23 protein-coding genes and 3 tRNA genes are annotated in these 24,495 nt (G+C 72.7%); 7 read left to right on the top strand and 19 right to left on the bottom strand.

All coding sequences use genetic code 11. The features are described from left to right. Positions 1 to 44 precede the first annotated feature (44 nt). Positions 45 to 587 (top strand): hypothetical protein, encoded by a 543-nt coding sequence (locus tag Pen02_RS18680; RefSeq protein ID WP_203867367.1) that lies wholly within the window; start codon positions 45 to 47, stop codon positions 585 to 587. Positions 588 to 765: 178 nt separating this feature from the next. Here Pen02_RS18680 and Pen02_RS18675 read toward each other — a convergent pair. The 7 genes from Pen02_RS18675 to crtI all read right to left on the bottom strand — a co-directional run bounded on the left by Pen02_RS18675 (position 766) and on the right by crtI (position 5,292). Continuing rightward, a tRNA-Phe gene (locus Pen02_RS18675) sits at positions 766 to 839 on the bottom strand. 103 nt (positions 840 to 942) lie between these two features. After that, positions 943 to 1,019, bottom strand: a tRNA-Asp gene (locus Pen02_RS18670). 36 nt (positions 1,020 to 1,055) lie between these two features. Then, positions 1,056 to 1,128 (bottom strand) — tRNA-Glu (locus Pen02_RS18665). Between the two features lie 138 nt (positions 1,129 to 1,266). Beyond that, on the bottom strand, positions 1,267 to 2,064 hold the full coding sequence (locus Pen02_RS18660; RefSeq protein ID WP_203867366.1) for a polysaccharide deacetylase family protein: 798 nt from the start codon (positions 2,062 to 2,064) through the stop codon (positions 1,267 to 1,269). Between the two features lie 81 nt (positions 2,065 to 2,145). Then, positions 2,146 to 3,123 (bottom strand): MerR family transcriptional regulator, encoded by a 978-nt coding sequence (locus Pen02_RS18655; RefSeq protein WP_203867365.1) that lies wholly within the window; start codon positions 3,121 to 3,123, stop codon positions 2,146 to 2,148. Continuing rightward, complete coding sequence (gene idi, locus Pen02_RS18650; protein ID WP_203867364.1) at positions 3,113 to 3,808, bottom strand: isopentenyl-diphosphate Delta-isomerase; 696 nt, start codon at positions 3,806 to 3,808, stop codon at positions 3,113 to 3,115. Before idi ends, Pen02_RS18655 begins: the two co-directional genes overlap by 11 nt. Beyond that, a complete protein-coding gene (crtI, locus tag Pen02_RS18645; protein WP_203867363.1) occupies positions 3,805 to 5,292 on the bottom strand; it encodes a phytoene desaturase family protein in 1,488 nt (495 codons plus the stop codon). Before crtI ends, idi begins: the two co-directional genes overlap by 4 nt. Before the next feature lie 194 nt (positions 5,293 to 5,486). Here crtI and Pen02_RS18640 point away from each other — a divergent pair, with 194 nt between their 5' ends. Next, on the top strand, positions 5,487 to 6,419 hold the full coding sequence (locus Pen02_RS18640; RefSeq protein WP_203867362.1) for a phytoene/squalene synthase family protein: 933 nt from the start codon (positions 5,487 to 5,489) through the stop codon (positions 6,417 to 6,419). A 12-nt stretch (positions 6,420 to 6,431) separates the two neighbouring features. Here Pen02_RS18640 and Pen02_RS18635 read toward each other — a convergent pair whose 3' ends face one another. The 4 genes from Pen02_RS18635 to Pen02_RS18620 form a co-directional block, all read right to left on the bottom strand. Beyond that, positions 6,432 to 7,319 carry a carbohydrate ABC transporter permease gene (locus Pen02_RS18635; RefSeq protein WP_203867361.1) on the bottom strand — a complete coding sequence of 296 codons (888 nt, stop codon included), beginning with the start codon at positions 7,317 to 7,319 and terminating at the stop codon, positions 6,432 to 6,434. Between the two features lie 12 nt (positions 7,320 to 7,331). Then, positions 7,332 to 8,288, bottom strand: a complete 957-nt coding sequence (locus Pen02_RS18630) for a carbohydrate ABC transporter permease (protein ID WP_203867360.1) — start codon at positions 8,286 to 8,288, stop codon at positions 7,332 to 7,334. 84 nt (positions 8,289 to 8,372) lie between these two features. Continuing rightward, the gene (locus tag Pen02_RS18625; RefSeq protein WP_203867359.1) at positions 8,373 to 9,752 is read right to left on the bottom strand and encodes an ABC transporter substrate-binding protein; all 1,380 of its coding nucleotides are present in this window, start codon (positions 9,750 to 9,752) and stop codon (positions 8,373 to 8,375) included. A 337-nt stretch (positions 9,753 to 10,089) separates the two neighbouring features. Further along, positions 10,090 to 11,607, bottom strand: coding sequence for a bifunctional 3-(3-hydroxy-phenyl)propionate/3-hydroxycinnamic acid hydroxylase (locus Pen02_RS18620; protein WP_203867358.1), 1,518 nt, complete (start codon positions 11,605 to 11,607; stop codon positions 10,090 to 10,092). A 129-nt stretch (positions 11,608 to 11,736) separates the two neighbouring features. Between Pen02_RS18620 and Pen02_RS18615 the strand changes: the two genes are divergently transcribed. The 4 genes from Pen02_RS18615 (at position 11,737) to Pen02_RS18600 (ending at position 17,090) form a co-directional block, all read left to right on the top strand. Next, positions 11,737 to 13,167 carry a dihydrolipoyl dehydrogenase family protein gene (locus Pen02_RS18615; RefSeq protein WP_203867357.1) on the top strand — a complete coding sequence of 477 codons (1,431 nt, stop codon included), beginning with the start codon at positions 11,737 to 11,739 and terminating at the stop codon, positions 13,165 to 13,167. Between the two features lie 52 nt (positions 13,168 to 13,219). Next, entirely contained in the window at positions 13,220 to 14,221 is a 1,002-nt protein-coding gene (locus tag Pen02_RS18610) for a LacI family DNA-binding transcriptional regulator (protein WP_203867356.1), read from the top strand. A gap of 434 nt (positions 14,222 to 14,655) precedes the next feature. Further along, a complete protein-coding gene (locus tag Pen02_RS18605) occupies positions 14,656 to 16,290 on the top strand; it encodes a glycoside hydrolase family 13 protein (protein WP_203867355.1) in 1,635 nt (544 codons plus the stop codon). A gap of 215 nt (positions 16,291 to 16,505) precedes the next feature. Then, complete coding sequence (locus tag Pen02_RS18600; protein ID WP_203867354.1) at positions 16,506 to 17,090, top strand: pyridoxamine 5'-phosphate oxidase family protein; 585 nt, start codon at positions 16,506 to 16,508, stop codon at positions 17,088 to 17,090. A 24-nt stretch (positions 17,091 to 17,114) separates the two neighbouring features. Here the strand turns inward: Pen02_RS18600 and Pen02_RS18595 are convergent, their stop codons facing one another. The 5 genes from Pen02_RS18595 to Pen02_RS18575 all read right to left on the bottom strand — a co-directional run bounded on the left by Pen02_RS18595 (position 17,115) and on the right by Pen02_RS18575 (position 21,280). After that, positions 17,115 to 17,882, bottom strand: a complete 768-nt coding sequence (locus Pen02_RS18595; protein WP_203867353.1) for a crotonase/enoyl-CoA hydratase family protein — start codon at positions 17,880 to 17,882, stop codon at positions 17,115 to 17,117. A gap of 61 nt (positions 17,883 to 17,943) precedes the next feature. Beyond that, positions 17,944 to 18,897: an EamA family transporter gene (locus Pen02_RS18590; RefSeq protein WP_203867352.1), complete on the bottom strand. Its 954-nt coding sequence runs from the start codon at positions 18,895 to 18,897 to the stop codon at positions 17,944 to 17,946. Between the two features lie 171 nt (positions 18,898 to 19,068). Further along, on the bottom strand, positions 19,069 to 19,623 hold the full coding sequence (locus Pen02_RS18585) for a ribonuclease FAU-1 family protein (RefSeq protein ID WP_203867351.1): 555 nt from the start codon (positions 19,621 to 19,623) through the stop codon (positions 19,069 to 19,071). Between the two features lie 174 nt (positions 19,624 to 19,797). Then, positions 19,798 to 20,157: a YybH family protein gene (locus Pen02_RS18580; protein WP_203867350.1), complete on the bottom strand. Its 360-nt coding sequence runs from the start codon at positions 20,155 to 20,157 to the stop codon at positions 19,798 to 19,800. Positions 20,158 to 20,251: 94 nt separating this feature from the next. Continuing rightward, positions 20,252 to 21,280, bottom strand: a complete 1,029-nt coding sequence (locus tag Pen02_RS18575; protein ID WP_203867349.1) for an NAD-dependent epimerase/dehydratase family protein — start codon at positions 21,278 to 21,280, stop codon at positions 20,252 to 20,254. Between the two features lie 115 nt (positions 21,281 to 21,395). On the opposite strand from Pen02_RS18575, the gene Pen02_RS18570 reads away from it, so the two are divergent. Then, positions 21,396 to 22,235 carry a Rieske (2Fe-2S) protein gene (locus tag Pen02_RS18570; RefSeq protein ID WP_372445624.1) on the top strand — a complete coding sequence of 280 codons (840 nt, stop codon included), beginning with the start codon at positions 21,396 to 21,398 and terminating at the stop codon, positions 22,233 to 22,235. Between the two features lie 102 nt (positions 22,236 to 22,337). Here the strand turns inward: Pen02_RS18570 and Pen02_RS18565 are convergent, their stop codons facing one another. Genes Pen02_RS18565 through Pen02_RS18555 form a run of 3 tightly spaced genes read right to left on the bottom strand, consistent with a single transcriptional unit; the run spans position 22,338 to position 24,490 of the window. Continuing rightward, positions 22,338 to 23,543, bottom strand: a complete 1,206-nt coding sequence (locus Pen02_RS18565) for a LysM peptidoglycan-binding domain-containing protein (RefSeq protein WP_203867347.1) — start codon at positions 23,541 to 23,543, stop codon at positions 22,338 to 22,340. Positions 23,544 to 23,558: 15 nt separating this feature from the next. Next, the gene (locus Pen02_RS18560) at positions 23,559 to 24,014 is read right to left on the bottom strand and encodes a hypothetical protein (RefSeq protein ID WP_203867346.1); all 456 of its coding nucleotides are present in this window, start codon (positions 24,012 to 24,014) and stop codon (positions 23,559 to 23,561) included. After that, positions 24,011 to 24,490 carry a TadE/TadG family type IV pilus assembly protein gene (locus Pen02_RS18555; protein WP_203867496.1) on the bottom strand — a complete coding sequence of 160 codons (480 nt, stop codon included), beginning with the start codon at positions 24,488 to 24,490 and terminating at the stop codon, positions 24,011 to 24,013. Before Pen02_RS18555 ends, Pen02_RS18560 begins: the two co-directional genes overlap by 4 nt. Positions 24,491 to 24,495: the final 5 nt, after the last annotated feature.

Genomic DNA, 24,495 nt, shown 5'->3' with positions numbered 1-24,495 from the left:
GCCGGCACCCCGAGGGCGACGGCGGCATGGGAGGGAGTTCCGACATGCCCGACGATTCCGCCGCCTCCCGCACCGACCCCGATCGCGCGCTGTCGAGCGCCGATACCCGCCGACTCCGGCGTCGCCTCCTCGTGACCGCCGCGTCCTATCTGCTGGCGGTGCTGGTGTCGGCCCTGGTCGCCCGCGCGGGCCTGGCGGCGGGCCGGTCCGGCGCCGACCGGATCGGCCTGCCCTGGGCGGTCGTCGGCCTGGCCGGCATGCTCGGCGCCGGCACCCTCGCCACCGCCGCCTGGTACGCCCGCCGTGCCCTCGCTGGTCCGGACCCGACCCGGTTGGCCCGGGCGGTACTGCTGGCCCGGATCAGCCGGATCGGGATGGTGCTGGTCGCCGCCGTCGCGGCGGTACTCGGGGTGCGGCTGGCGCCCGACGGCACCGAGCGGGGCTTCGCCATCCTGGCCAGTACCGGCCTTGCCGCCCTGCTCGCGCTCTTCGCCCTGGCCGCCAACGACCTCCCCCGACTCCAACGCCAAACCACCGCCCCCACCCCAAAAACCGCCCACCCCAGGACAACTCCAGATAGGACGTAAAGTCTGGCCGGCCCTGACCGGCCAAACCTTACGTGATCAAGGAGGGTCCGGACGGGACGGCGGTTACTCGCAGCTCGCGAAACGGATTGGCGACCAGCTTGCCTCTGACCCGTGAAAGAAAGAACGCCCACCTGCGTTTCCGCTGGTAGGCGCTCTGATAGCCCGGCGAAAGGCTATGTGGCCAGGGGCGGGGTCGAACCGCCGACCTTCCGATTTTCAGTCGGACGCTCGTACCAACTGAGCTACCTGGCCGGGTTACTCGGCACATGTTACCTGTCCGGCCTACCCGCTGCCGCACTGATTACCTGGGCCGAAACGCAGACCGCCGCGCGTTGGTACGCGCGGCGAGCGGCGCTGGCGGTCCTGACGGGACTTGAACCCGCGACCTCCGCCTTGACAGGGCGGCGAGCACTCCAACTGCTCCACAGGACCTCGCTCTGTACTGCTACCCGGCCGAGACCGGGGTCGTGCCCCCAACGGGATTCGAACCCGTGCTACCGCCTTGAAAGGGCGGCGTCCTGGGCCGCTAGACGATGAGGGCGGCCCCGCCATCATTGCACATGACAACTTCAGCGGCTGTGCTCCCATCCGGCCCCGCCGGAGGCTTCGAAAGCATACGTGATGGCCAGCCGCACGACCAAACCGGTATTGCCCATCGGGCAAACTACCCCAAACTCCCTCACCGCAGCAGCGTTATGCCGTACTTTCGCTTCAGGGAGCTGATCACCTGGGGGCAGGCGCCGAGGGTGCGACTTCGATCACCGCCGCCGTCGTGCAGCAGCACGATCGAACCGGGCCGGGCCTGCTGGGCCACCCGGCGGGTGATGACCGGCGTGCTGGTGTCGTCCCAGTCCTGCGGGTCGACGTCCCAGTGCAGCGGCTTCATCCGCAGGCCACGGGCGACCTGGACGACCGGCTTGGTCCACTTGCCGCCGGGCTGGCGGTAGTACGGGATCGAGGCCCCGGGCACCGCCCGGAGGATCTCCTGGTTGGTACGCCGCAGGTCGGCCCGGATCTGCGCCGTCTTGCGGCTGCCCAGCTTGAGATCGTGCTGCCAACTGTGGTTGCACAGCGTGTGGCCCTCGCGCACGATCCGGCGTACCAGGGTCGGATATTTGCGGACCTTCACCCCGACCACGCAGAAGGTGGCCTTGACCCCGGCCTTGCGGAGCTGGTCGAGCACCTTCGGGGTCCACTGTGGGTGCGGGCCGTCGTCGAAGGTCAGCGCCACCCCACGGGTCCCGGTCATCCGCTGGGTGTTCAGCGGGCCGATGGTGCTGCGCGCCGCCGGCTTCTTGCCCGGCTTCCTGGGCGCCGTGGCCGGCGGGGTCGGTGCGGCCGAGGGTGTCGTGCTGACCTGCGGGATCGGCGGATAGGGCAGCGGCGATCTGGCGGGTACCGGCTGCTCGCTCGCGCATCCGGTGGACAGCAGCACCAGCAGGACGAGGCAGCCGGCGAGCGCCGTACGTCGGGTCATGGGGCGGCTCCCGAGGGGGTTTCGGGTTACGGCTGCCCCACGTTAGCGGAGTCCGTACAGAGGCGATGTCCCGAATGCTCCCTACCCGGGCCAGCGTCCCGAAAATTCACTTACGTCCCGCAGCTCTGCCAGCGCCTCGGCCAGCGTCGCCGGGGTGCGTACCCCGACCGGCAGCCGGTCCGGCGGCGGCCAACCGGGACCGGCGGCGACCAGCACCGGCGGCGGCCGGGAGCTGGCGCGTACGGCGGTGAGCTGCGCCGGGTCGCCGGTGGCCGGCTGCTGCGACCAGACCACCACGGCCAGCGGCGCGGTCCGGCCCACCGCGTCGACCAGGGCGGCCACCGGCACCCGGGCGCCGAGCAGCCGGCAGTGCGTGCCGGCCTCGGCGAGCGCGGCGGCGAGCGCCTCCAGCGGCAGGCTGTGCTGCTCCTCGTCGGCGCAGGAGAGCAGGATCCGGGGCGGCGCCGCACCACCGGGCGGCCGGGGTACCGCCGCCAGCGCCTCCGACACGCACCGGGACAGTAGGTGCTCCACCTCGACGAATCCGGCGCTGGCGGCGTGCCGTTCGCCGATCCCGACCAGTACCGGCCGGAGCATCCGCTCCCAGGTGGCGACCACGCCGTCGGCGGTGAGCGCGGCGGTGATGCCGGCGCGCATCGACAGCGGGTCGAGCCGCATCGCCGCCCGGGCCAGCCCCCGGGCCGCCGGCCCGGCCCGGCCCACCGGGATCGCCGTGCCACCGCCGGCCCGCGCCGGAGACCGTTCCCCGGTCCGCTGCCGGCCGGGCCGACCGGCGGCAGCGGCACCGCCCCGGTCCGGCTCCTTCCCGGGTACGGCGTCCCGCGCCCAGTACGCCGCCTCGGCCGGCGGGAGCCCCTCGGCGGTCAACCGGCGCATCACGTCCAGCCGGGCGAGATCCTCGGGGCTGTACCGCCGGTGCTGGCCGGGCACGTGCCGGCTCGGGCCCAGCCCGTACCGGCGGTGCCAGCTCCGCAGGGTGGTGACGGCGATGCCGAGCCGCCGCGCGACGGCCCCGGGGCTCAGTCCGTCATCGGCCACCCGACCGCTCCGCCGGGTTCTCCTCCTGACCCGTGACGGTCGGGATCTGGTCGAACCGGCCCCGGTTGCTCGACCGGCGGCCCGCCCCGGACGGTGCGGCGGCCGGCGACGACGGTGCCGGATCGGTGAGCCGGCTGAGCACGCCGCCCAGCCACGGCGCGTACGCCTCCGGGTCGGCGTCGAGCCCGGCCCACAGCTCGTCCGGGTGCACCCAGCGCAGGTCGGCGACCTCGTCCGGGTCGGGCAGCACCGCCTGGTCGGCGTCGAAGTCGCCCCGGAGCACGTGGTCGTACTCGTACTCCACCCGGCCGGTGTCGGGGTCCTCGGCGCGGTAGAGGTATACGCCGATTTCGGTCAGCGGCACCGGGGCGATGCCGAGTTCCTCGCCCAGCCGGCGGCCGGCGGCGCTGTCGAGGGACTGGCCGGGGGCCGGATGGCCGCAGCAGGTGTTGGCCCAGCGCAGCGGGAACCGGGTCTTCACGGCGGCCCGCTGCTGGAGCAGGATCCGCCCGGCCGGATCGACCAGCAGCACCGAGAACGCCCGGTGCAGCATCCCGGGCAGCCGGTGCGCCTCGTCGACGGTACGCGCGCCGACCGGGGCGCCGGTCTCGTCGACCAGTTCCACCAGATGCCCCTCCCGGCTCGCCTCGTCGCTCCGGCCCGACGTGTCGCGGTCGGCTGTCATCGGCCACCTCCAGTCACCCGGGCGGCGGCAAGCTTCCCGGAGATCAACACCATGGGTACGCCCACTCCCGGCTGCGTACCGGAACCCACGAAGACCACGTTCGGCAGTGTGCGGTGCAGGTTGCCCGGCCGGAACGGGCCGGTCTGCCACAGGTTGTGCGCGGCGGCGAACGGCGTACCGGCGGCCATCCCCGCGTCGGCCCAGTCGGCCGGGGTGACGACCCGGAGCACCTCGACGCTGTCGGTCAGCCCGACGTAACCCCGGTGCTCCAGGGTGGCCAGCAGCTCGTCGGCATACCGCCGGGGCAGGTCGCCGCGCCAGTCCAGCCCGGCGCCGCGCTGGAGGTTGGGTACCGGGGCGAGCACGTAGTAGCCGTGCCGGTCGGCGGGTACGACCGAGGGGTCGGTCCGGCTCGGGTTGGTGACCAGTAGCGACGGGTCCGACATCAGTTCACCGCGCCGGATCACCTGCTCGAAGGTGTGCCGCCAGGCCCGCCCGAAGTGAATGTTGTGGTGGGCGATGCCCCGGTAGCCCTGCCGCGAGCCGACGTGCAGCACCACGCAGGACGGCGAGTAGCGCAGCCGACGGGGCGGGGCCGCCTCCGGCAGCAGGTCCCGGTACGCGACCGGCAGGTCGGGGTTGAGCACCACCACGTCGGCGGGGACGAACTCGCCGTCGGCGGTGCGTACCCCGGTGGCCCGGCCGGCGGAGGTCTCCACCCGGGTGACCGTGCGGTCGTACCGGATGCGTACGCCGTGCTTCTCGGCGGCGCCGGCCATCGCCCGGGGTACGGCGGAGATGCCGCCGCGTGGATGGAAGACCCCGGCGACCGAGTCGAGATAGGAGATCACCGTGTAGATCGCCAGCGCGTCGTGCGGGGCGAGGCCGGCGTACATGGCCTGGAAGGAGAAGATCCGCCGGGTACGCGGGTCGGCGAAGAACTGGTCGACCTTGGTCTGCAACCGGCGGAACGCCCCGGCGGCGAGCAGCCGGAGCAGGTTGCCGGTGAGCAGGTCCCGGGGGCTGTCCAGGTTGCGGTCGATGAAGTCGGTGCGTTCGAGCTGCCAGAGCCGGCGGGCGTAGTCGACGAACCGCAGGTAGCCGTCGGCCTCCCGGGGACCGCAGACCCGGGCGACCTCGGCGGCCATCCTGGCCGTGTCGGTGGTGACGTCCAGGGTGGACCCGTCCGGGTAGTGCGCCCGGTAGGCGGGGTCGAGGGGTACGAGGTCGAGCCAGTCGGCCAGTTCCTCGCCGACCGCGCCGAGCGCCTCCTCGATCAGGTCCGGCATGGTCAGCACGGTCGGTCCGGTGTCGAACTCGTACCCGTCGACGGTCAGCCGGCCGGCCCGTCCACCCGGGCCGGACTCCCGTTCCAGCACGGTGACCTGGCGACCGGCGCCGGCCAGGTGCAGGGCGCAGGCGAGGCCGCCGAGCCCGGCGCCGACCACCACCACCCGGTCGGTACGTCCGCGTACGGTTCGCACTCGATCACCTCCTGGAGCCGACCATCATCCTGTGCCAGGGGCCGGGGAGGCACCCTTCTTCTCGCTTTTGTAACTGAAAGATCCCTTACCGGGGAGCGGGACAGGCCGGAAGCGGCGCCCCCGAAGCGCGGTCGAGCGTACCCTGGGCCTACGAGTTGCGTCGATTGATGCGTCGATTAGTCCCTGGAGGATCGGTGGACACCAGTCTCGGCGGTTCCTACGAACGCTGCCGTGAGCTGCACAGACGGCATGGTCGGACCTACTATCTCGCGACCCGGCTGCTGCCCGCCTGGAAACGGCGGCACGTGCACGCCCTCTACGGCTTCACCCGGTACGCCGACGAGATCGTGGACCGGACCGAGGAGTTGCCCGCCGAACTGCGGGCGGAACGGCTCGCCGACTGGTCCACCCGGTTCCTCGCCGGGCTGCGTGGCGAACCGGTGACCGATCCGCTGCTGCCGGCCGTACTGCACACCATCGCGGTCTTCGACCTGGACCGGGCGGACTTCGCGGCGTTCCTGCGCAGCATGGCGCTGGACCTGACCGTCACCGACTATCCTCGCTACGCCGACCTGCTCGACTACATGGACGGGTCGGCGGCGGCGATCGGCACGATGATGCTGCCGATCCTGGGCAGCGCCGATCCGGCCGCCGCCCGCGAGCCGGCCCGGCAGCTCGGCCTCGCCTTCCAGCTCACCAACTTCATCCGGGACGTGGCCGAGGATCTGGCTCGGGGCCGGGTCTACCTGCCGGCCGAGGACCTGGCGAGGTTCGGGGTCACCCCGGCCGACCTGGTCGCCGCCGCCGAGCGGGGCCGGGCCACCGCGCCGATCCGGGCCCTGATCGAGTACGAGGTGAGCCGCGCCCGGGAGCACTACGTCGCCGCTGCGCCCGGGGTGACCCTGCTCGCGCCCGCCTCGCAGTCCTGCATCCGCACCGCCTACGTGCTGTACGGCGGAATCCTCGACGAGGTGGTCGCCGCCGGGTACGACGTCTTCACCCGTCGGGCCGTCGTGCCGCGCCGCCGCCGCGCGGCGGTGGTCGCCCGCGCCCTGCTGGCCCCGACCGGCGCCCCGGTGGTGGTACCCGGCGCCCCGGTCGCGGCCGAGCCACTGACCGTGCCCTGACGCGGCCGGTTCTCAGCCCTTGACGCTGCCGGTGGTCAGGCCGGACATGATGTTCCGCTGGAAGAGCAGGAAGATGACCACGGTCGGGATCGCGGCGATGACCGACGCGGCGATCACGACGTTCATCGGCGTACCGCCGGAGAAGGCGTAGATGCCGACGCTGACCGTACGGGTCTCCGGCGACGGCATCACCAGCTTCGGCCAGAGGAAGTCCTTCCAGACCGCCGTCACCGCGAAGATCGACACCACCCCGAGGATCGGCCGGGACATCGGCAGGATGATCGACCAGAGCGTACGCAGCGGCGTCGCCCCGTCCATCACGGCCGCCGACATCAGCTCCTCGGGGATCGAGTCGAAGAAGCGCTTCAGCAGGAAGATGTTGAACGCGTTCGCGACCAGCGGCAGCCAGATGGCGAACGGCGAGTCGAGCAGGTTGACGTGCAGGATCGGCAGGTCGATCACGGTCACGTACTGCGGGACGATCAGGACCATCGCCGGGATCATCAGCGTCGCCAGCATCAGCCCGAGGATCGCGTTGCCGAAGACCGGCCGCAGCTTCGACAGCGAGTACGCCGCCGCCGTGTCGAGGACGAGTTGGAACAGCAGCGCCCCGGCCGCGTAGTAGAACGTGTTGAACAGCAGCTTGGCCAGGTCCAGGTTGTTCCACGCGTCGATGTAGTTCTGCGGCTGCGGATCCTGCGGGAAGAGCGACGGCGGGGTCTGCGCGATTTCCTGGCCGGACTTGAGCGCGCCGGTGACCATCCAGTAGAGCGGCCCGAGGAAGACCAACGTGAACACCACCACGACCACGGTGAGCAGCGTCCAGTAGAGGACCTTGCCGCGCCCGCGTCGGAGCTGGGCGTGCGAGATGAGGGTCCGGGTACCGGAGTCCTGTGCCATGTTCCGCCCGTCCTAGTCCTGTTTCGAGGTCAGTCGGGCGTAGACGGCGGAGAAGCCGGCCAGCACCACGAGCATGATCACGCCGAGCGCGGCGGCGCCGTTGAGGTCGTTCTGGAAGAACCCGTGCTGGTAGATGAGGTACGCCACCGAGGTCGCGGAGTCCTCCGCGCCGGCACCGTTGGCCAGGATCAACGGCTCGATGAAGAGCTGCATGGTGGCGACGATCTGGAGCATCGCGAGCAGCAGCAGGATCAGCCGGGTCTGCGGCACGGTCACGTTGACGATCCGCCGCCAGATCCCGGCCCCGTCGAGTTCGGCCGCCTCGTAGAGCTCGCCGGGGATGTTCTGCAACGCCGCCAGGTAGATCAGCACCGCGCTGCCCATGTTCATCCAGGTCGACGCGATCACCATCGCCGGCATCGTCATCTCCGGCGACTGCATCCACTCCGAGGTCGGCAGGTGCAGCGCCTTGAGGACGGCGTTGAACAGGCCCGCCTCGCTGGGGTCGTACGCGTAGTACTTGAAGAGGAAGAGTGCCGAGGCCGGCGGCAGCATCACCGGCAGGTAGACCAGGATCCGCAGGTACCCCTTGGCGTGCCGGAACTCGTTGAGCACGATCGCCACGAAGAACGGCACCAGGTAGCCGAGCACGAGCGCCAGGACCGTGAAGTAGAGGGTGTTCTTCCAGGCGGTCCAGAAGCTGGGGTCGTCGACGATCCGGAGGTAGTTGTCCCAGCCCACCCAGGTCGTCTCGCCCCGGCGGGTGCGCTGGAAGCTCATCACGATGCCGCGGATCATCGGGTACCAGGAGAAGATGGCGAAGCAGAGCACCGCGCCGATCAGGAACGCGTGCCCGGTGAGGTTGTCCCGCACCTTACGGCCGAGGCTGCTGCGCCCACCCCGGGTCAGGCGCGGCGGCGCGGGGCGACCGGGTTCCCTGCTGGTACCCGGGACGGTGGTGATCGCCAAGGCGTCTCCTGGGAGGTTCGGTGACCGGACGGTGCGGCGCGGGAACGGTGCGGGAGCCGGCGGACCGGCCCCCGCACCGACGGGTCACTTCTCGGCGGCCAGGACCTGGTTGACCTTGTCCTCGGCGGTCTTGAGCAGCGCGTCGATGTTCGAGTTCGGGTTGGTCAGCACCCCGGACATCGCGCCGTCGAGTACCGCGTAGATGGCCTGCGCGTTGCGCGGCTCGCCCTTGATCGGCACCGGGGTCGCCTCGAAGATCGCGAAGTTGGCGGTGTCCACGTTGGCGTTCGCCTTGCGCAGCTCCAGCTCCTGCTTCTGCGCCTCGCTGCCGTTGGCGAAGAGCAGCGGCTGGGGCAGGCCCACCGGGTAGTTCTGCGGCTTGGCCCGTACGTAGTCGAACTGGCCCTTGCCCGGCGTCAGCTTCTGGTACGCGATCCACTTCAGACCGGCCTTGACCTGCTCCGGCGTGAGGCCCTTCTTGAAGAAGTAGCCCTCGCCGCCACCGAGCGTCCCCTTTGCCGGGCCGCCCTGGCCGGGCAGCGGGGCCATCGCCCAGTCCTGGAACTTGCCCTGGAACTGGCTGACGATCGCCTGGGTCGAGTCCGGCGCACCGACGAACATGCCGACCTTGCCGGCGCCGGCGTTGGTCAGCAGGTCGCCCCACTGGAGGAGCTGGCGGGCGCCCATGCTGTTGTCGCCGTACCGCATGTCCTTGAGGTTCTGCAGGACCTGCTTGCCCATCGGGTTGTTGAAGTCGGCCTTCTTGCCGTCCGGGGTCAGCACCTGGCCGCCCTGCGAGTAGAGCAGGGAGGTGAAGTGCCAGCCGCCGGTGTTGCCGGCGCTGTACTCCGCGTACCCGGCGATGCCGTTGCCGAGCGCGGAGATCTTCTTGGCCGCGTCCCGGACCTCGGTCCACGTCTTGGGCGGGTTGTTCACGTCGAGCCCGGCCTGCTGGAACAGCACCTTGTTGTAGACCAGACCCATCGAGTAGTTCTTCACCGGTACGGCGTAGAGCTTGCCGCCGTCGCTGAAGACCTCCTTGAGTGCCGGGTCGACGCTGTCCCAGGTCGGCACGGTGTCCTTGTTGGCGAACTCGGTGATGTCCATCGCCTGACCGGAGTCCAGCACCTGCGCCAGGTCGGTCATGTACCCGTAGAACACGTCGGTCACGGTGCCGCCGGCCAGTCGGGCGGTGAAGTCCGGCGGGTTGTTGCACTGCTCGCCGACGCTCACGCTCTTGATGACGATGTCCGGGTTCTGCTTCTGGAACTCGACGACGTCGTCGTTCCAGTTCTGCAACAGCTCCTTCTGGGAGCCGACCGGCTGGCAGTCCACCGTGATGGTGACCTTGCCGCCGGCGTTCGAGTTGTCGTCGTCGCCCTTCGTGGAGCACGCCGCGAGGCTGAGCCCCAGGCCGGCCGCGAGCGCGAACGCCGTGGCCTTCCGGTACTGCGGTACGGACATCTGTCCATCCCTTCGGGAACGGGAATCTCCATGACCTGCTGATGCGCGGGATCGTCACCGTGGCCGTGCCTGCGGGTCGGTGTCCGCCCAGTGACCGGCCCTGGAGCTGTGTGGTGTCGAGTGTGAGTGGGGTCACTGTAGCGAGGCCGACTCATCTCCGCAAGATATCGATCGTGCGATGAAAGGACACGACTTCATCACGGCAAGAAATGACGAGGCATTGAGGGCGTGTGAGAAATGAACAGCATTCGCCGGGTTTGCCGCGCCGGCTCGACCGAGGCGCAGGGCGGTTCGGCAGGGCCGGACCGGCCGGCAGAAAGTGCGGTGCTGCGCCGGGTCAGCGCCCGCCGAGGCTGCGTACCGCGCGGTGCAGGTCCCGACCGCGCAGCGGCGGCGGCACGGCGCCGAGCAGGAAACGGTCCGGGCGTACCACGAGGACGGCCGGACCGGCGCCGAGCGCGGCGGCGGTGTCCCCGACCACCTGGACGCCCGACCGGACCGACGGGTCGGTGGTGAGCGTCACCGCGTCCCGGGCGGCGAGCCAGGACAGCGCGTCGGCGTCCGCCGTGGCCGTCGGATCACAGCCGACCCCGACCACCGCCCAGCCAGATCCGAGCAGGGCGTCCAGCCGGACCGGCCCGTCGGCGGTCCGCAGCAGCGGGTTCGGCAGCATCCGTCCCGCGCCGGGCAGCACCCCCGCGGTACCCCTCGGCAGCGCCGGTCGCGGCCGGCCCTGCCGAGCCGCCCGGGCCGGCACCCCGGGCATCGCGGCCACCGCCCGGACCAGCGACCGGAGTACGGCCGACACCGCCCGGCGGCGGGTCTGCAACACCCGGCCGACCGCCAGGCTCACCCGGATCGTCTCGTCCACGTGCGGCCGGCGTTCCCGCTCGTACCCGTCGAGCAACCCGTCGTCGGCCAGCCCCCGGAGCACCTCGACCAGCCGCCAGGCGAGGGCGTGGGCGTCCCGGATGCCGCTGGCCAGGCCCTGACCGGCGAACGGCGGCATCAGGTGCGCCGCGTCGCCGGCCAGCAGGATCCGGCCCTGCCGCCAGGGCGTCGCCTGCCGGGCGTGGAAGGTGAAGATGGTCACCCGCCGGATCCGGACCGTGTCCGGGTCGACCCATCCGGCGACCAGCCGCCGGACCGACTCCGGGGCACTCAGCGCGGCCGGGTCCTCGCCCGGGTGCAGCATCCACTCCCAGCGGCGCCGGCCAGGGCTGACCATCGTCACCAGCGGGCGGCGCGGGTCGAGCACCATCGAGGTGGCCGGCTCGACCTCCGTCTCGTCCGTCTCGGCATCCACGACCAGCCACGGAGCGGCGTACGTCCGGCCCTGGAAGGGCAGCGCGGCCAACCGTCGTACCGGGCTGGACGCCCCGTCGCAGCCGACCACCCAGCGGGCCCGCACCGTCGTACCATCGTCCAGCCCGACCCGGACGTGGTCGTCGGCCGGTTCGAGGGCGACCACCGCGCGGCCGAGTCGGACCGACACACCGGGCAGCCCGTCGACACCGGCCCGCAGTGCCGCCTCCAGAGCCGGCTGGTCGATCAACGCCGCCGCCGGCAGCCCGAAGCCGCTGGCCGTCGGGGAGAGGTCGAGCAGCACCGAGTGGTCCGGCGCCAGGAACCGGGAGTGCCGGACCTCGACCGCCCACCGGCCGAGGTCGGCGACCTCCGGCAGCCCGGCCAGCACCCGCAGCACCTCGGCGTCGAGCACGGCGGCCCGGGGCAGCGGATGGGGCGCCTCGCCGGGATCGACGACCGTGGTGGCGACGCCGTGCCGGCCGAGCAGCGCGGCCAGGGTGGCACCGACCGGCCCGTACCCGGCGACCAGCACGTCCACGTCGATCATCCGGCTGCCCTCCCCGTGAGCCGGTCCGACCCCGCGCCGGGCCGGGCAGCCGCAGCGTACGCCCCGACCGGTACGCCGGGTGACCCGTCGCACCTGGCTGACCGGCGGCGGATCGGGAAAGCTGGCGGTATGGCTGAACGGGAAGTGGCGTACGGGGACCGCGACGCAGGCACGCCGACCGACGTGGACGTGGTGGTGGTCGGGTTGGGCGTCGGCGGTGAGGAGACGGCGAACCGGCTCGCCGCCGCCGGCCTCTCGGTCGTCGGGATCGAGCGGAACCTGGTCGGCGGCGAGTGCCCGTTCTGGGGCTGCGTGCCGAGCAAGATCATGATCCGGGCGGCCAACGCGCTGGCCGAGGCGCGCCGGGTCGACCACCTGGCCGGCCGGGCCCGGGTCGAGCCGGACTGGACCCCGGTGGCGAAGCGGATCCGCGAGGACGCCACCACCGGCTGGACCGACGACGCCGGAGTCGAGCGGTTCACCTCGAAGGGCGGCCGGTTCGTCCGGGGCACCGGCCGGCTGGTCGGCCCCGGTCAGGTCCGGGTCGGCGACGACGTCTACCGGGCCCGGGTCGGGGTGGTGCTGGGTACCGGCACCGTGCCGGTGATCCCGTCGGTGCCGGGGCTGGCCGGTACGCCGTACTGGACCAACCGGGAGGCGATCGAGGTGGCCGAGCTGCCCGAGTCGCTGGTGGTACTCGGCGGCGGGGCGATCGGCGCCGAACTGGCCCAGGTCTTCGCCCGGTTCGGGGTACGGGTCGGCATGGTGGAGGCCGGCGAGCGGGTACTCGCGCAGGAGGAGCCGGAGTCGTCGGAGCGGGTCGCCACGGCGCTGCGCGCGGACGGGGTGACCGTGCACACCGGGGCCCGCGCCGAGCGGGTCGAACACGACGGCGACGGCTTCACCGTGCACCTGGCCGACGGTGACCAGCTCCGGGGCGAACGGCTGCTGGTGGCCACCGGCCGGCGGGCCGTACTCGACGGGCTCGGCCTGGAGTCGGTCGGGCTGGATCCGACCCGGCGGTTCCTGGAGACGGACGAGCGGATGCGGGCGGCCGACGGGCTCTGGGCGGTCGGCGACCTGACCGGGCACGGCGCCTTCACCCACGTCGCGATGTACCAGGCCGGGATCGCGATCGACGACATCCTGCGCCGGGCCGGAGTGGTCGACGGCGCGGCCGGCGACGGGCGGCGGGCGGACTACCGGGCCCTGCCCCGGGTGACCTTCACCGATCCGGAGGTGGGCGCGGTCGGGCTGACCGAGCGGCAGGCCCGGGAGCGCGGACTGAACGTCCGGATCGGGTTCACCCCGCTCTCCGACTCCACCCGGGGCTGGATCCACCAGGTCGGCGACGAGGGCTTCGTCAAGCTGGTCGGCGACGCCGACCGGGGCGTACTGGTCGGCGCCACCTCGGTCGGTCCGGTCGGCGGCGAGGTGCTCAGCGCGCTGGCGGTGGCGGTGCACGCCGAGGTTCCGCTGACGACGCTGGCCGGAATGATCTACGCCTATCCGACCTTCCACCGCGCGATCGAGACGGCGGTACGCGATTTGTTGCAGTAGCCCGACGAACTCTGGTTCGGTTTTTGCAAGTAGCTGCCGTACGATCGCGGCCGTGACCAGAAGACTCACCGAGGTGGCCCGGAAGGCCGGGGTCAGCGAGGCCACGGTGAGCCGGGTGCTCAACGGCCGGGGCGGCGTCTCCGAGAGCACCCGGGTCGCCGTCCTCACCGCCCTGGACGTGCTCGGCTACGAGCGCCCCAGCAAACTGCGCGGCGAACGGGCCCGGCTGGTCGGGCTCGTCCTGCCGGAGTTGCAGAACCCGATCTTCCCGGCCCTGGCCGAGGTGGTCACCGGATCACTGGCCCAGCGGGGATTCACCCCGGCGCTCTGCGCCCGGACCATCGGCGGGATCTCCGAGATGGACTACGTGGAGATGCTGCTGGACCACCAGGTCTCCGGGGTGATCTTCGCCGGTGGCTCGTACGCGCTGGCCGACGCCCCGCACGACCACTACCGGCGGCTCACCGACCGGGGCCTGCCGGTCGTACTGGTCAACGCCGGTGTCGACGAGCTGAACTTCCCGGTCGTGTCGACCGACGACGCGGTCGCGGTCGAGCAGGCGTACGGGCACCTGCGGTCGCTCGGCCACGAGCGGATCGGTCTGGTGCTGGGCCCGGCCGACCACGTGCCGTCCCGGCGCAAGCTCGCCGCGATGGCGAACATCGCCGGCTGGGCCGACGACGAGGAGTGCGTCGAGCGCTCCAGCTTCTCCATGGAGGGGGCCCGGGTCGCGGCGAGCAAGCTGATCGAGCGTGGCGTGACCGGGGTGATCTGTGCCAGCGACGTGATGGCGCTCGGCACCATCCGGGCGGCCCGTCGGCTCGGGCGGGCGGTACCGGCCGACATCTCGGTGGTCGGCTTCGACGACTCGGCGCTGATGACCTGCACCGACCCGCCGTTGACCACCGTCCGGCAGCCGATCGAGATGATGGGCCAGGCGGCGGTGGACCTGCTGGTGAACCAGATCGAGGGGGTCGGGGTGCTCACCGACGAGCTGCTCTTCGAGCCCGAGCTGGTGGTACGCGGCTCGACCGCGCCGGCACCCGGCCACTGACCCACCCGTCCGACCCCGCCACCTGCCAGCCGGCCGGGCCAGGACATTTGCTCTTCCGTGTCATGCCACAGGGTCATGAACACGACTCTCTGGCATGACGCCCGTCAGGGGGATGCCCGGCCGGCGGCCCGGTGCGCGGGCCGGCGACCGGACCGCCGAGCGGCCGACCGCGACGCTGCGGCCCGCCGCCCGGGTGCCGTTCCGGGACCCTGACGCCCTGTTCAACCGACCTCGCTGCCGCCGACCGACGATCGGTAGCGCTAGTCGCCATCTTTCAGAGTTCTGTCGAATTATTGCAATCGGGTAAGCGAGTTTGTATCGTCATCGCCACGAAACGAGGCACACCAGAGGTCCCCACCACGCTACGACCGCCCGGACCCCGCGTGCAGGTGCCGGTGGACGGCTCACCGGACCGATCCAGGAAGCAGGTACTCGTGTCCACATCAGACAGCCGCCCGTGGTGGCGAGACGCGGTGATCTACCAGGTCTACCCGCGCAGCTTCGCCGACGACAACGGCGACGGCATCGGAGACCTCGCCGGCATCCGGAAGCGGCTGGGCTACCTGTCCGAACTGGGCGTCGACGCCATCTGGTTCGGTCCCTGGTATCCGTCCCCGATGGCCGACGCCGGCTACGACGTCGCCGACTTCCGCTCCGTCGAGCCAGTCTTCGGGTCGCTCGCCGAGCTGGAGGAGCTGATCGCCGAGGCGCACGGGCAGGGCCTGCGGATCATCGCCGACCTGGTGCCGAACCACTGCTCCGACCAGCATCCCTGGTTCCAGGCGGCGCTGGCCGGCGGGCCGGACGCACCGGAGCGGGACCTGTTCTGGTTCCGGCCCGGTCGAGGCCCGGACGGCGACCAGCGACCGACCGACTGGGTCGGCGAGTTCGGCGGCGAGACCTGGACCAGGACCACCAACCCGGACGGCACCCCGGGCGACTGGTATTTGCACCTGTTCGCCGCCGAGCAGCCCGACTTCAACTGGGACCACCCCCGGGTACGCGCCGAGTTCGAGGACATCCTGCGGTTCTGGTTCGACCGGGGCGTGGACGGCATCCGGATCGACTCGGCGGCGCTGCTGCTCAAGGACGCCACCCTGCCCGAGGTGGTGGACGGCGCACCGCACCCGTTCCACGACCTGGACGGGGTACACGACATCTACCGGAGCTGGCGCCGGATCGCCGACAGCTATCCCGAGCGGCGCGCGCTGATCGGCGAGGTGTGGCTGCCGGACCGGCAGCGGTTCACCAACTACCTCCGCCCGGACGAGCTGCACACCGCGTTCAACTTCGACTTCCTGAGCTGCGCCTGGGACGCGGCGAAGCTGCGGGAGAGCATCGACGGCACGCTGGCCGAGCACGCCACCATCGACGCCCCGGCCACCTGGGTGCTCTCCAATCACGACGTGACCCGGGTCGTCACCCGGTACGGCCGGGCGGACACCACGTTCAGCTTCGCCAGCAAGCGCGAGGGGACGTACACCGACCTGGAGCTGGGTACGGTGCGGGCCCGGGCCGCCGCGCTGCTCTCCCTCTCGCTGCCCGGTGCCGCGTACGTCTACCAGGGCGAGGAGCTGGGGCTCTGGGAGGTCGAGGACATCCCGCCGGCACTGCGCCAGGACCCGATGTTCCCGCGCTCCGGATTCGTCGACCCCGGCCGGGACGGCTGCCGGGTGCCGCTGCCGTGGTCGGGTGACGTGGCGCCGTTCGGGTTCAGCCCGGACGACGCGTCGACCGCGCCCTGGCTGCCGCAGCCGGCCGCCTGGAAGGACCAGACCGTACAGGCCCAGACCAGCGACCCGCACTCGATGCTGGAGCTGTACCGCGAGGCGATCCGGCTCCGCCGGGAACTGCCCGCGCTCGGCGACGGGACGCTGCGCTGGCTGCCGGCGCCGGACGGCGTACTCGCCTTCGCCCGGGACCCCGGGTTCGCCTGCGTGGTGAACCTCTCCGAGGCTCCAGTGGAGCTTCCGCCGCATCAGGGACGCCTGCTGGCCAGCCGGCCGGTGGACGGCGACCTGCTGCCCCCCGACACCGCCGTCTGGCTGCGTACCGGCGACCGGAGTTGACGGTACGCGGGCCGGCCGTGACCACCGTTCGCGCGGTGGTGCTGGCTCCGGTGAGTACGCCGACCTCACCGGTGTCGCGGTGATGCACGCCGGCGGTGGGGACGCCGACCCTGCCGCCGGCGGGCGCACCGTCCCGGTCGCCCGGCCCCTTCCCCGACGGTGAGTTTGATCGGCACGGCTACGGTGGGGTCGAGCTGACCAGGGGGGATCACCGGATGGGAAAGACGTACGACCGGATCGACGGCAGGCTGCGCGGCTTCATCGAGGCGCAGAAGGTCTTCTTCGTGGCGACCGCGCCGCTGGCCGCCGACGGGCATGTCAACCTCTCCCCGAAGGGGCTGGCCGGGTCGCTGGCGGTGCTCGACGAGCGGACCGTGGCCTATCTCGACTTCGGCGGCAGCGGCGCGGAGACCGTCGCGCACCTGCGGGAGAACGGGCGGATCACGCTCATGTGGTGTGCCTTCGACGGCCCGCCGAACATCGTCCGGGTGCACGGCTCCGGCGAGGCGGTGTTCCGGGACGACCCCCGGTGGGCGGAACTGGTCCGGCACTTCCCCGAGCAGGCCGGCTCGCCCGGACTGCGGGCGGTCGTCGTGGTCACCGCCCGCCGGATCAGCGACAGTTGCGGCTACTCCGTCCCGTTCCTCGACTACCGGGAGGAACGGACGCTGCACGCCGACTACTTCGGCCGGAAGACCGACGAGGAGTTCAACGCGTACTGCGAGCGGAAGGACCACGTCGGCAGCAGCCTCGACGGGCTGCCCGCCATCCCGCTCCCGCTGCCGCCGCTGCCCGCCTGAGATCCCGGCCGCGCCTCGGCGCCCTCAAGCGCGGCCGAACGACCCGTGCCGGCCCTCGCCCGAGGTGAACCGGGCCACCCCCTCGGTCGCGTCGGTGGCCAGCGAGTTCATCCCGTACGCCAGTTCGGTACGCATCGCCTCGTCCTCCGGGAGTCCGGCGGCGGCCAGTGTGGAGAGCCGGTCGTTGCGCAGGCAGGTCTGCGGGAAGGCGGCGATCTCGGCGGCCAGCGCCTCGGCGGCGGCCCGCGCCTCGCCCGGCTCGACCAGCCGGTTGACCAGACCCATCTGGTACGCCTCCGGCGCCGGCACCGGCCGCCCGGTGAGGATCAGGTCCATCGCCCGGCTCTGCCCGATCAGCCGGGCGAGCCGCACCGTCCCGCCGTCGATCAGCGGTACGCCCCAGCGCCGGCTGAACACCCCGAACACCGCGTCGGACTCGGCGACCCGCAGGTCGCACCAGAGCGCCAGCTCCAGCCCGCCCGCGACGGCGTACCCGGAGACAGCGGCGATCACCGGCTTGCCGAGCCGCATCCGGGTCGGCCCCATCGGCCCGTCGCCCTCCGGCTCGACCCGGTTGCCGCTGGAAGTGGTGATCGCCTTCAGGTCGGCGCCGGAGCAGAACGTGCCGCCCTCGCCCCAGAGCACCGCCACCGAGGCGCGGGCGTCGGCGTCGAAGCTCCGGAACGCCGCCGCCAATTCCCGGGCGGTGGAACCGTCCACCGCGTTCCGGGTCTCCGGCCGGGAGAGTACGACCGTCTGTACCGGACCGTTGTCCTCAACTCGTACGACCACCGGACAAGGATGCCCGGCCCGCCCCCGGCTCCGCACCCCCCACCCGGCGCCGGTGCACGGGTCAACCGGTCCGCTCGGGGCGGCCGGTGATCGCGCCCAGCGAGGCGGCGACGACGCAGCCGATGCCGAGCAGTTGCGGCCAGCCCAGCGTCTCGTGCAGCAGCGTCACCCCGACCAGCGCGGCCACCGCCGGCTCCAGGCTGAGCAGCACCGCGAAGACCCGGGCGGGCATCCGACGCAGTGCCGCCATCTCGGCCGAGTACGGCAGCACCGAGGAGAGCAGTGCGACCCCGAACCCCAGCGTCATCGTCCACGGGTCGAGCAGTGCCGAGCCGCTGCCGGCCACCCCGAACGGCAGTACGCAGATCGCGCCGACCGCCATCCCGAGGGCCAGCCCCCGGCTGCCGCCCAGCCGGACGCTCACCGCCTTGCCGAGTACGACGTAACCGGCCCAGCCCAGCGCGACGAGCCCGCAGCAGAGCAGCGCCGTACCGCCGAGCGGAGCCGTACCGCCGCCGGAGCCGGCGCCGAGGTCGACCAGGCCGGCGAGCAGCGCGACGCCGAGTCCGGCGAGCACCACCCAGCCGAGGTCCCGGACCCGGCGGCTGGCCGCGACCGAGACCAGCAGCGGACCGGTGAACGCGATGGTGACCGCGACGCCGAGCGGCACCCGTTGCAGCGCGGTGTAGAAGGCCAGGTTCATCCCGGCCATCGCCACCCCGAACGCCGCGACCAGCCCGGCGGTGCGCAGCCCGAGCCGCAGCGTCGGCCGGGCGAGCGCGAGCAGCACCAGGGCACCGAAGCCGAGCCGCAGCGCGGTCGTACCTCCGGGACTGGTGGTGCTGAACAGTTGCTTGGCGATCGCCGCACCGACCTGCGTGGAGACCATGCCGAGCAGCATCAGCAGCGGCGGCGGCACCGCGTCCGGCCCGACGGCGGCGACGAGCCGGCCCAGACCGGCCGGCGCCGGCTCCGCGCCCGACGGGCCCACGGCAGAGGTGTACGTCCCGGACATGCCGATCATCCTCCGACCCCGAGCACCCGAAACGCGAGCGGGTTACCGACCGCTGGACGTGCCGGAGCCGGCGGCGGTGCGCGGGTTATCGACCGGTGAGCGTGCCGGAACCGGCGGCGGTGCGCGGGTTATCGACCGGTGAGCGTGCCGAAGCCGTCGGTGGCGAGCGGATTACTGCCCGGTGAGCGTGCCGAAACCGTCGGCGGCGAGTTCGGCCAGTTCGTCGAGGGCGCGCCGGGCCTTGGCCGCCGTCTCCGGTTCCCGCTCGGGCAGCCCGCTGGCCAGGAACTCGTCCTCGTCGAGCCGGAGCACCCGGCTCAGGTCGGCCGACGCCCACAGGTCGAGGTCCAGGTCAGGTACCACGACCACGTCGTCGGCCACGGTCGCCGGCCGGGCCACGTCGCAGTACCAGCCCTTGAGTGCGCCGTCGGCGTCGTACACCTCCTTGACCGAGTACCAGCGGTCCCGCCAGTAGTGCTCGGTCCAGACGTCGCCCGGCTCGAACCGGACGAAGCCCATGTCCCGGATCGCGGCGTTCCCCCAGGGCGCCCGGACCACCAGGTGGGTGCCGTCGTCGGAGAGCACCGTCCCGGGGTAGCACAGATCCGGCCGGGGCGCCTTGACCAGCCGTACCGTCACCGGCTGGCCGGGCGTGAGCGTTACCGCGTCGGTCCCGTCCCCGCCGGGCGTCGCCGTCCCGCCATCCGCGCCGTCCCACCCCGTCATGCCGTACCCCCGTCCGCCGGTCCCGTCCGAGCGACGGTACCCGGCCCCCGGGGCAGACGCCTCGGGGCTCCGCCGCGACCGCCGCCGCCGAGGACGGGACATGCCGGCCACCCTGACGAGGACATGCCGGCCACCCCGGCGGGGACATGCCGGCCACCTCGACGGGTCGGTCGGTCAGGTCGGCGGCGAGTAGGGCCACTCCTCGAACGCCGTACACCGGCCGTCCCCGGTGAACGTCATGATCCAGAGGTCGCGGAACTGCTCGCCGTTGCCGTACCGGACCTCCAGCCGGGCCACCGCCACGTCGCCGTCGACCGCGACGATCTCGCTGGTCATCTGGAACTCCTCGTCCGGGCCCTCCCGCTCGGCCTCCCACATCTCGCAGATGTCCCGCAGGCCGACCACCGGCTCCCGGTACGGCGCCGGGAGATAGCTCGCGTCGGCGGTGAAGAGCGCGGCGAGCGGTTCGGTGCCCGGGGCACGCCAGGCCCGCTCGTAGTCGTCGATCCACGCCCGTACGCCAGTCCGGTCCATGGTGCTCCACTGTGCCACCTGTCCCCGCCCCGGGGGCGCCGCTTGGCACGTCGTACCCCGAAACACCCGCCGTACCCCGAAACTCCGTCGCGGGTCAGGCGGCCCGGCGGGCGGGCCGCATCGGCGGGCTGGCCGTTCCGGCGCCGACGGCGATCCCGGCGAGCAGCTCGCGCAGCGCGTCCCGGGCGTCCCGCCGGGGTCGCCAGCCCAACTCCCGTTCGGCCCGGGAGCAGTCCATCAGCGGTACCGCCGCGCCCATCTCCAGCCAGCCCTCGTCCGCCGGCACCAACCGGCCCCGCCAGGCGACCCGGTTCAGCAGCCGGAGCAGGGCCAGCGGCAGCGGCGCCGCCCAGCCGCCGAGTTCCGCCGCGACCAGCGGCCCGTCCAGTACCGGCTCGGCGGCGATGTTGAACGCGCCGGTCCGGTCGCTGCGCAGCGCCCGCAGGTACGCCTCGGCGGCGTCGTCGGCGTGCACCACCTGGATCCGGAGCCGGCGATGCCGGGGTACCAGCGGCAGCCGGCCGGAGCGGAGCAGCGACACCGGGGCGAACCGGCCCAGGAAGTACCGGGTGATCTCCGCCCCGGCGTCGTGTTGGAGCACCACCGCCGTACGCAGCCGGGTCACCCGCAACACCGGATAGTCCCGCTCGGCGCCGACCAGCATCGCCTCCACGGCCGCCTTGTCGACGCTGTAGCCGGACCGGCCGACCCCGGTGGCCGGCCAGTCCTCGTCGACCCGCCGGTCCTTCGGGCCGGGCGCGTACGTGCCGACCGAGGAGGCGTGCACCAGCTTCGGTACGTCGGCGGCGAGCATGGCGTTGAGTACGTGCCGGCTCCCGTTGAGATTGGTCTGGCGAAGCCGTGCCCGCTGGTGGCCCGGCTGTACCTGCCAGGCCAGGTGCACCACCGCGTCCACCCCGGCCAGCCGCTCGGCGAGCGGGTGCAGGCAGGACGGGTCACCGAGATCGGCGGCGTGCCACCGCACCCCGTCGTACGGCGGACCGGCATCAGGGGCCGGGCAGCGCCGGGCGATGCCGATCACCTCGACGTCCGGCTCGACCGCGAGCCGACGCAGCAGCGCCGTACCGACGTTGCCGGTGGCCCCGGTGACCGCGATCCGCATGTCGGCCGGTCTACCCGGCCGTCGTCCCGGTAACCCGTCCGGGGGTATCCGGCCGGACGGGGCCGCCGCGAAGTTTGTCCCGCACTGCGGCGGGTAGTCGCCGTCGGTGCGAACCTTGACCAGACTTGAGCAGGCGACCAGCCTGGACCGGACGGCGGAACGCGTCCAGCGGATCGTCGCCGCCGCGATCCGCCCACAGCGGCTGCGCGACTTCCTGCACGGGGTGGCGCTCGGGCATCCACTGCACCCGGCGATGGTGCAGGTGCCGATCGGCGCCTGGGCCAGTACCGCGGTCCTGGACCTGATGCCCGGCCAGCGGCGTGCCGCCACCGCCCTGGTGGCGCTCGGCACCGCCACCGCCCTGCCGACCGCGGTCGCCGGGTGGAACGACTGGGCGTCGCTCTCCCGGGAGCAGCAGCGGGTCGGTCTGGTGCACGCGCTCGCCAACGGGCTGGCCATCGGCATGTACGCCGGCTCGCTGGCCGCCCGGCTGACCGGGCGGCACGGGCTCGGCCGTACCCTCGGCTTCCTCGGCATGGCGGCGGCCGGCAGCGGCGGCTTCCTCGGCGGGCACCTCGCCTACAAGCAGGCGGCCGGGGTCAACCAGGGTGTGCCGGACCTACGCCGGATCGAGGACGGCTGGCACGCGGTGGCGGACATGTCCGCGCTGCCGCAGCAGAAACTGCTGACCCGCCGGATCGACGACATCGCGGTGATCGTCTACCGGGACGGCGACGACGTCACGGTGATGCTGGAGCGGTGCGCCCACCAGAGCGGCCCGCTCGGCGCCGGTGAGGTGACCAGGGAGGACGGGCGTACCTGCGTCAAGTGCCCCTGGCACGGCAGCACGTTCGAACTGGACGGCGGCGAGGTGGTGCACGGCCCGGCCGGCACCGACCAGCAGGTGCTACCGACCCGCGTGGTCGGCGGCGTCCTACAGACCCGCCTGCCCTGATCGTCGCCTCCCCACTTCCAAGGCCGCTCCTTTCTCCGGCCCGGTCCCGCCGATCCAGGCCCGCTCCGGCGGCTCCGGACCGGCCCGCACCCCGAACGGCGGTCAGTCGGTCGACCGGTGTCGACCGTTCGGGAAAGACGGCCGGCGGCGGGAGCGGTTCCGGAGTCCGAAGACCGCGCCGACCTGCGCGCCGACCATGCTGGCCACCGCGACGACCGCAGAGATCGCGAGCGGCCGGTTCAACTCCTCCGCCTCCCCGGCCCGGGACGCGCTGACCGTGTACCTACCCCCGTCGTCGCCGCCGGTACCCGACGACCCGTCGGTCGGCGGCTGCGAGTCGGTCGACGGCTGGGGCTCGGCGGGTGGTTGCGGCGCGGGCGGCTGCTCGGCCTTCGGGGCCGGATCCACGGGTACGCGCTCCGGCCAGCCACCGGGCGGCGGCGGGGTCGCGACCAGGCCGGTGGCGTGCTCGCGTACGCCGCCGTCCTCGGCGGCCTCCGGTAGGTGCAGCAGTTGACCCGGCCGGATCCGGTCCGGATCGCGGATCTCGTTGAGCCGGGCCAGTTCCGGATAGCGGTCGAAGTCGCCGAGGTACCGCCCGGCGATGTGTCCCAGGTAGTCGCCCTTCTCCACCCGGTAGACCGGCTCCGGTCGCTCCTCCGGCTCGCCGGCCAGCCACTGCGGCGCGGGCCCTGACGCCGGCTCCGCCGCCAACCAGTGTGGCGCAGGCCCCGACGCCGGCCCGTCCCCGGTGACCGGCTGCCCCGCCACCGCCGCCTGGCCCACCCCGGCCGCCTGGCCCGGGGTGACCGGCTGGCCCGCGACGAGCGACTGTCCCACGGTGACCGGCTGACTCGGCAGGGCCGGCACGACCGGCAGGCGCGGCGAGCTGGCCGTGGCCGTCGCGATCGTGTCGGCGGCGGCGGTGGCGGCCGGAGTGACCGCCAGGACCAGCGCCACCGAGCCGACCAGGGTGGCGGCCCAGCGCTGCTGGCGACGGAGTCCGGGCAGCCGGAGCGCCGGCCGGTGGAGGATCCGGGCCGGGATTTCGACGAGTACCGAGAGGGCGAACGTCGCCCAGCCGGCCCAGCCGACGACGGCCAGCGCCCGGAGGAAGAGTTGCCCGTCGTCCCGGCTGGTCAGCGTCGTGCTGATCTCGTCCAGCCCCGGTACGTGGTCCGGCAGCGGGTTGCCGGCCAGGGCCAGCAGCGCCAGCGGCGCCCCGACCAGCAGGCCGAGCAGGACGACCAACGCCCCGAGCCCGGTGCAGAACTGGCCGGCCCGGCGGGCCGCCCGGGATGCAGGCATGGCGATGCCCCCTATTCAGCGGTTCGTCGTGGTGAGGAGTGTCGCGGTGGCCGTACCGGGCACCGTGATGTTGTCGGCGAAACCGAACAGGTCGAGGAAGACCGTGTCGTAGTCGACTTCGAGGTCGACGGTCAGCGTGGTGTTGTCCCCGACGACCGCGAAGTCCACGTCCCAGCGCTCGACGCCGTCCACGCTCGCGAGGTAGTTGCGTACCGCCGTCCGGGCCGCGGTCTGGTCCAGCACGGTGGTGCCGTCGAGCAGGAGTTGCCCCAGGTCGATCGCCTGGCCGCCGGCCCGGGCCGCCTCGGCGGCGAGACTGTCGGCACGTTGCATCGTGCGGAGCTGGCCGGCACCGTCGTACGCCAGCCCGACGATCGCCAGTACCCCGATCAGCGCGACCGCGAGGAACAGGCTCACCCGCCCCGCGTCCGGCCCGCCCCGGTCTCCCCGAGGACGGCCCCGGCCGCTCACTGGGCGCTCCGGCCACGGTAGCGGTCCAGCGGCGACGCGAACGTCGCCTCGACGGTGCTGTACGTCCGCACTCCCGGCAGCAGCGGCATCCGCAGGTCCCGCACCGAGACGTCGCAGGTGACCGTCACGACCACCGAGGCGTCGGTACCGAGTCCGGTGACGTACACCTCGTCGAAGCCGGCCGGCTGGCCGTTGACCGTACCGGTGAAGTCCAGCACGGGATCGTCGGTGCAGGCGAGCCCCTCGGCGTCGAGTCGGCTCTGCACCGCGTCGCGGGCCGCCGTGCGACCGTCCAGCGCCGTACGCGAGATCGAGGCGGCCCGGGCGGCGTCGTGCGCGGCGGCGTCGACGGCCTCGTGCGCGACGGCGGTCCGCCCGGCGACCCCGGCCAGCGCCACCAGGGCGAGGAAGGCCGGGGTGAGGATCGCCGTCTCCACCGACACCGACCCCCGGTCCCGACTTCGCGCCCGACCCAGGCCGC

The organism is Plantactinospora endophytica (assembly GCF_016862915.1).
Classification (GTDB): Bacteria; Actinomycetota; Actinomycetes; order Mycobacteriales; family Micromonosporaceae; genus Plantactinospora; species Plantactinospora endophytica.
This window is presented reverse-complemented; position numbering and strand designations above follow the sequence as displayed.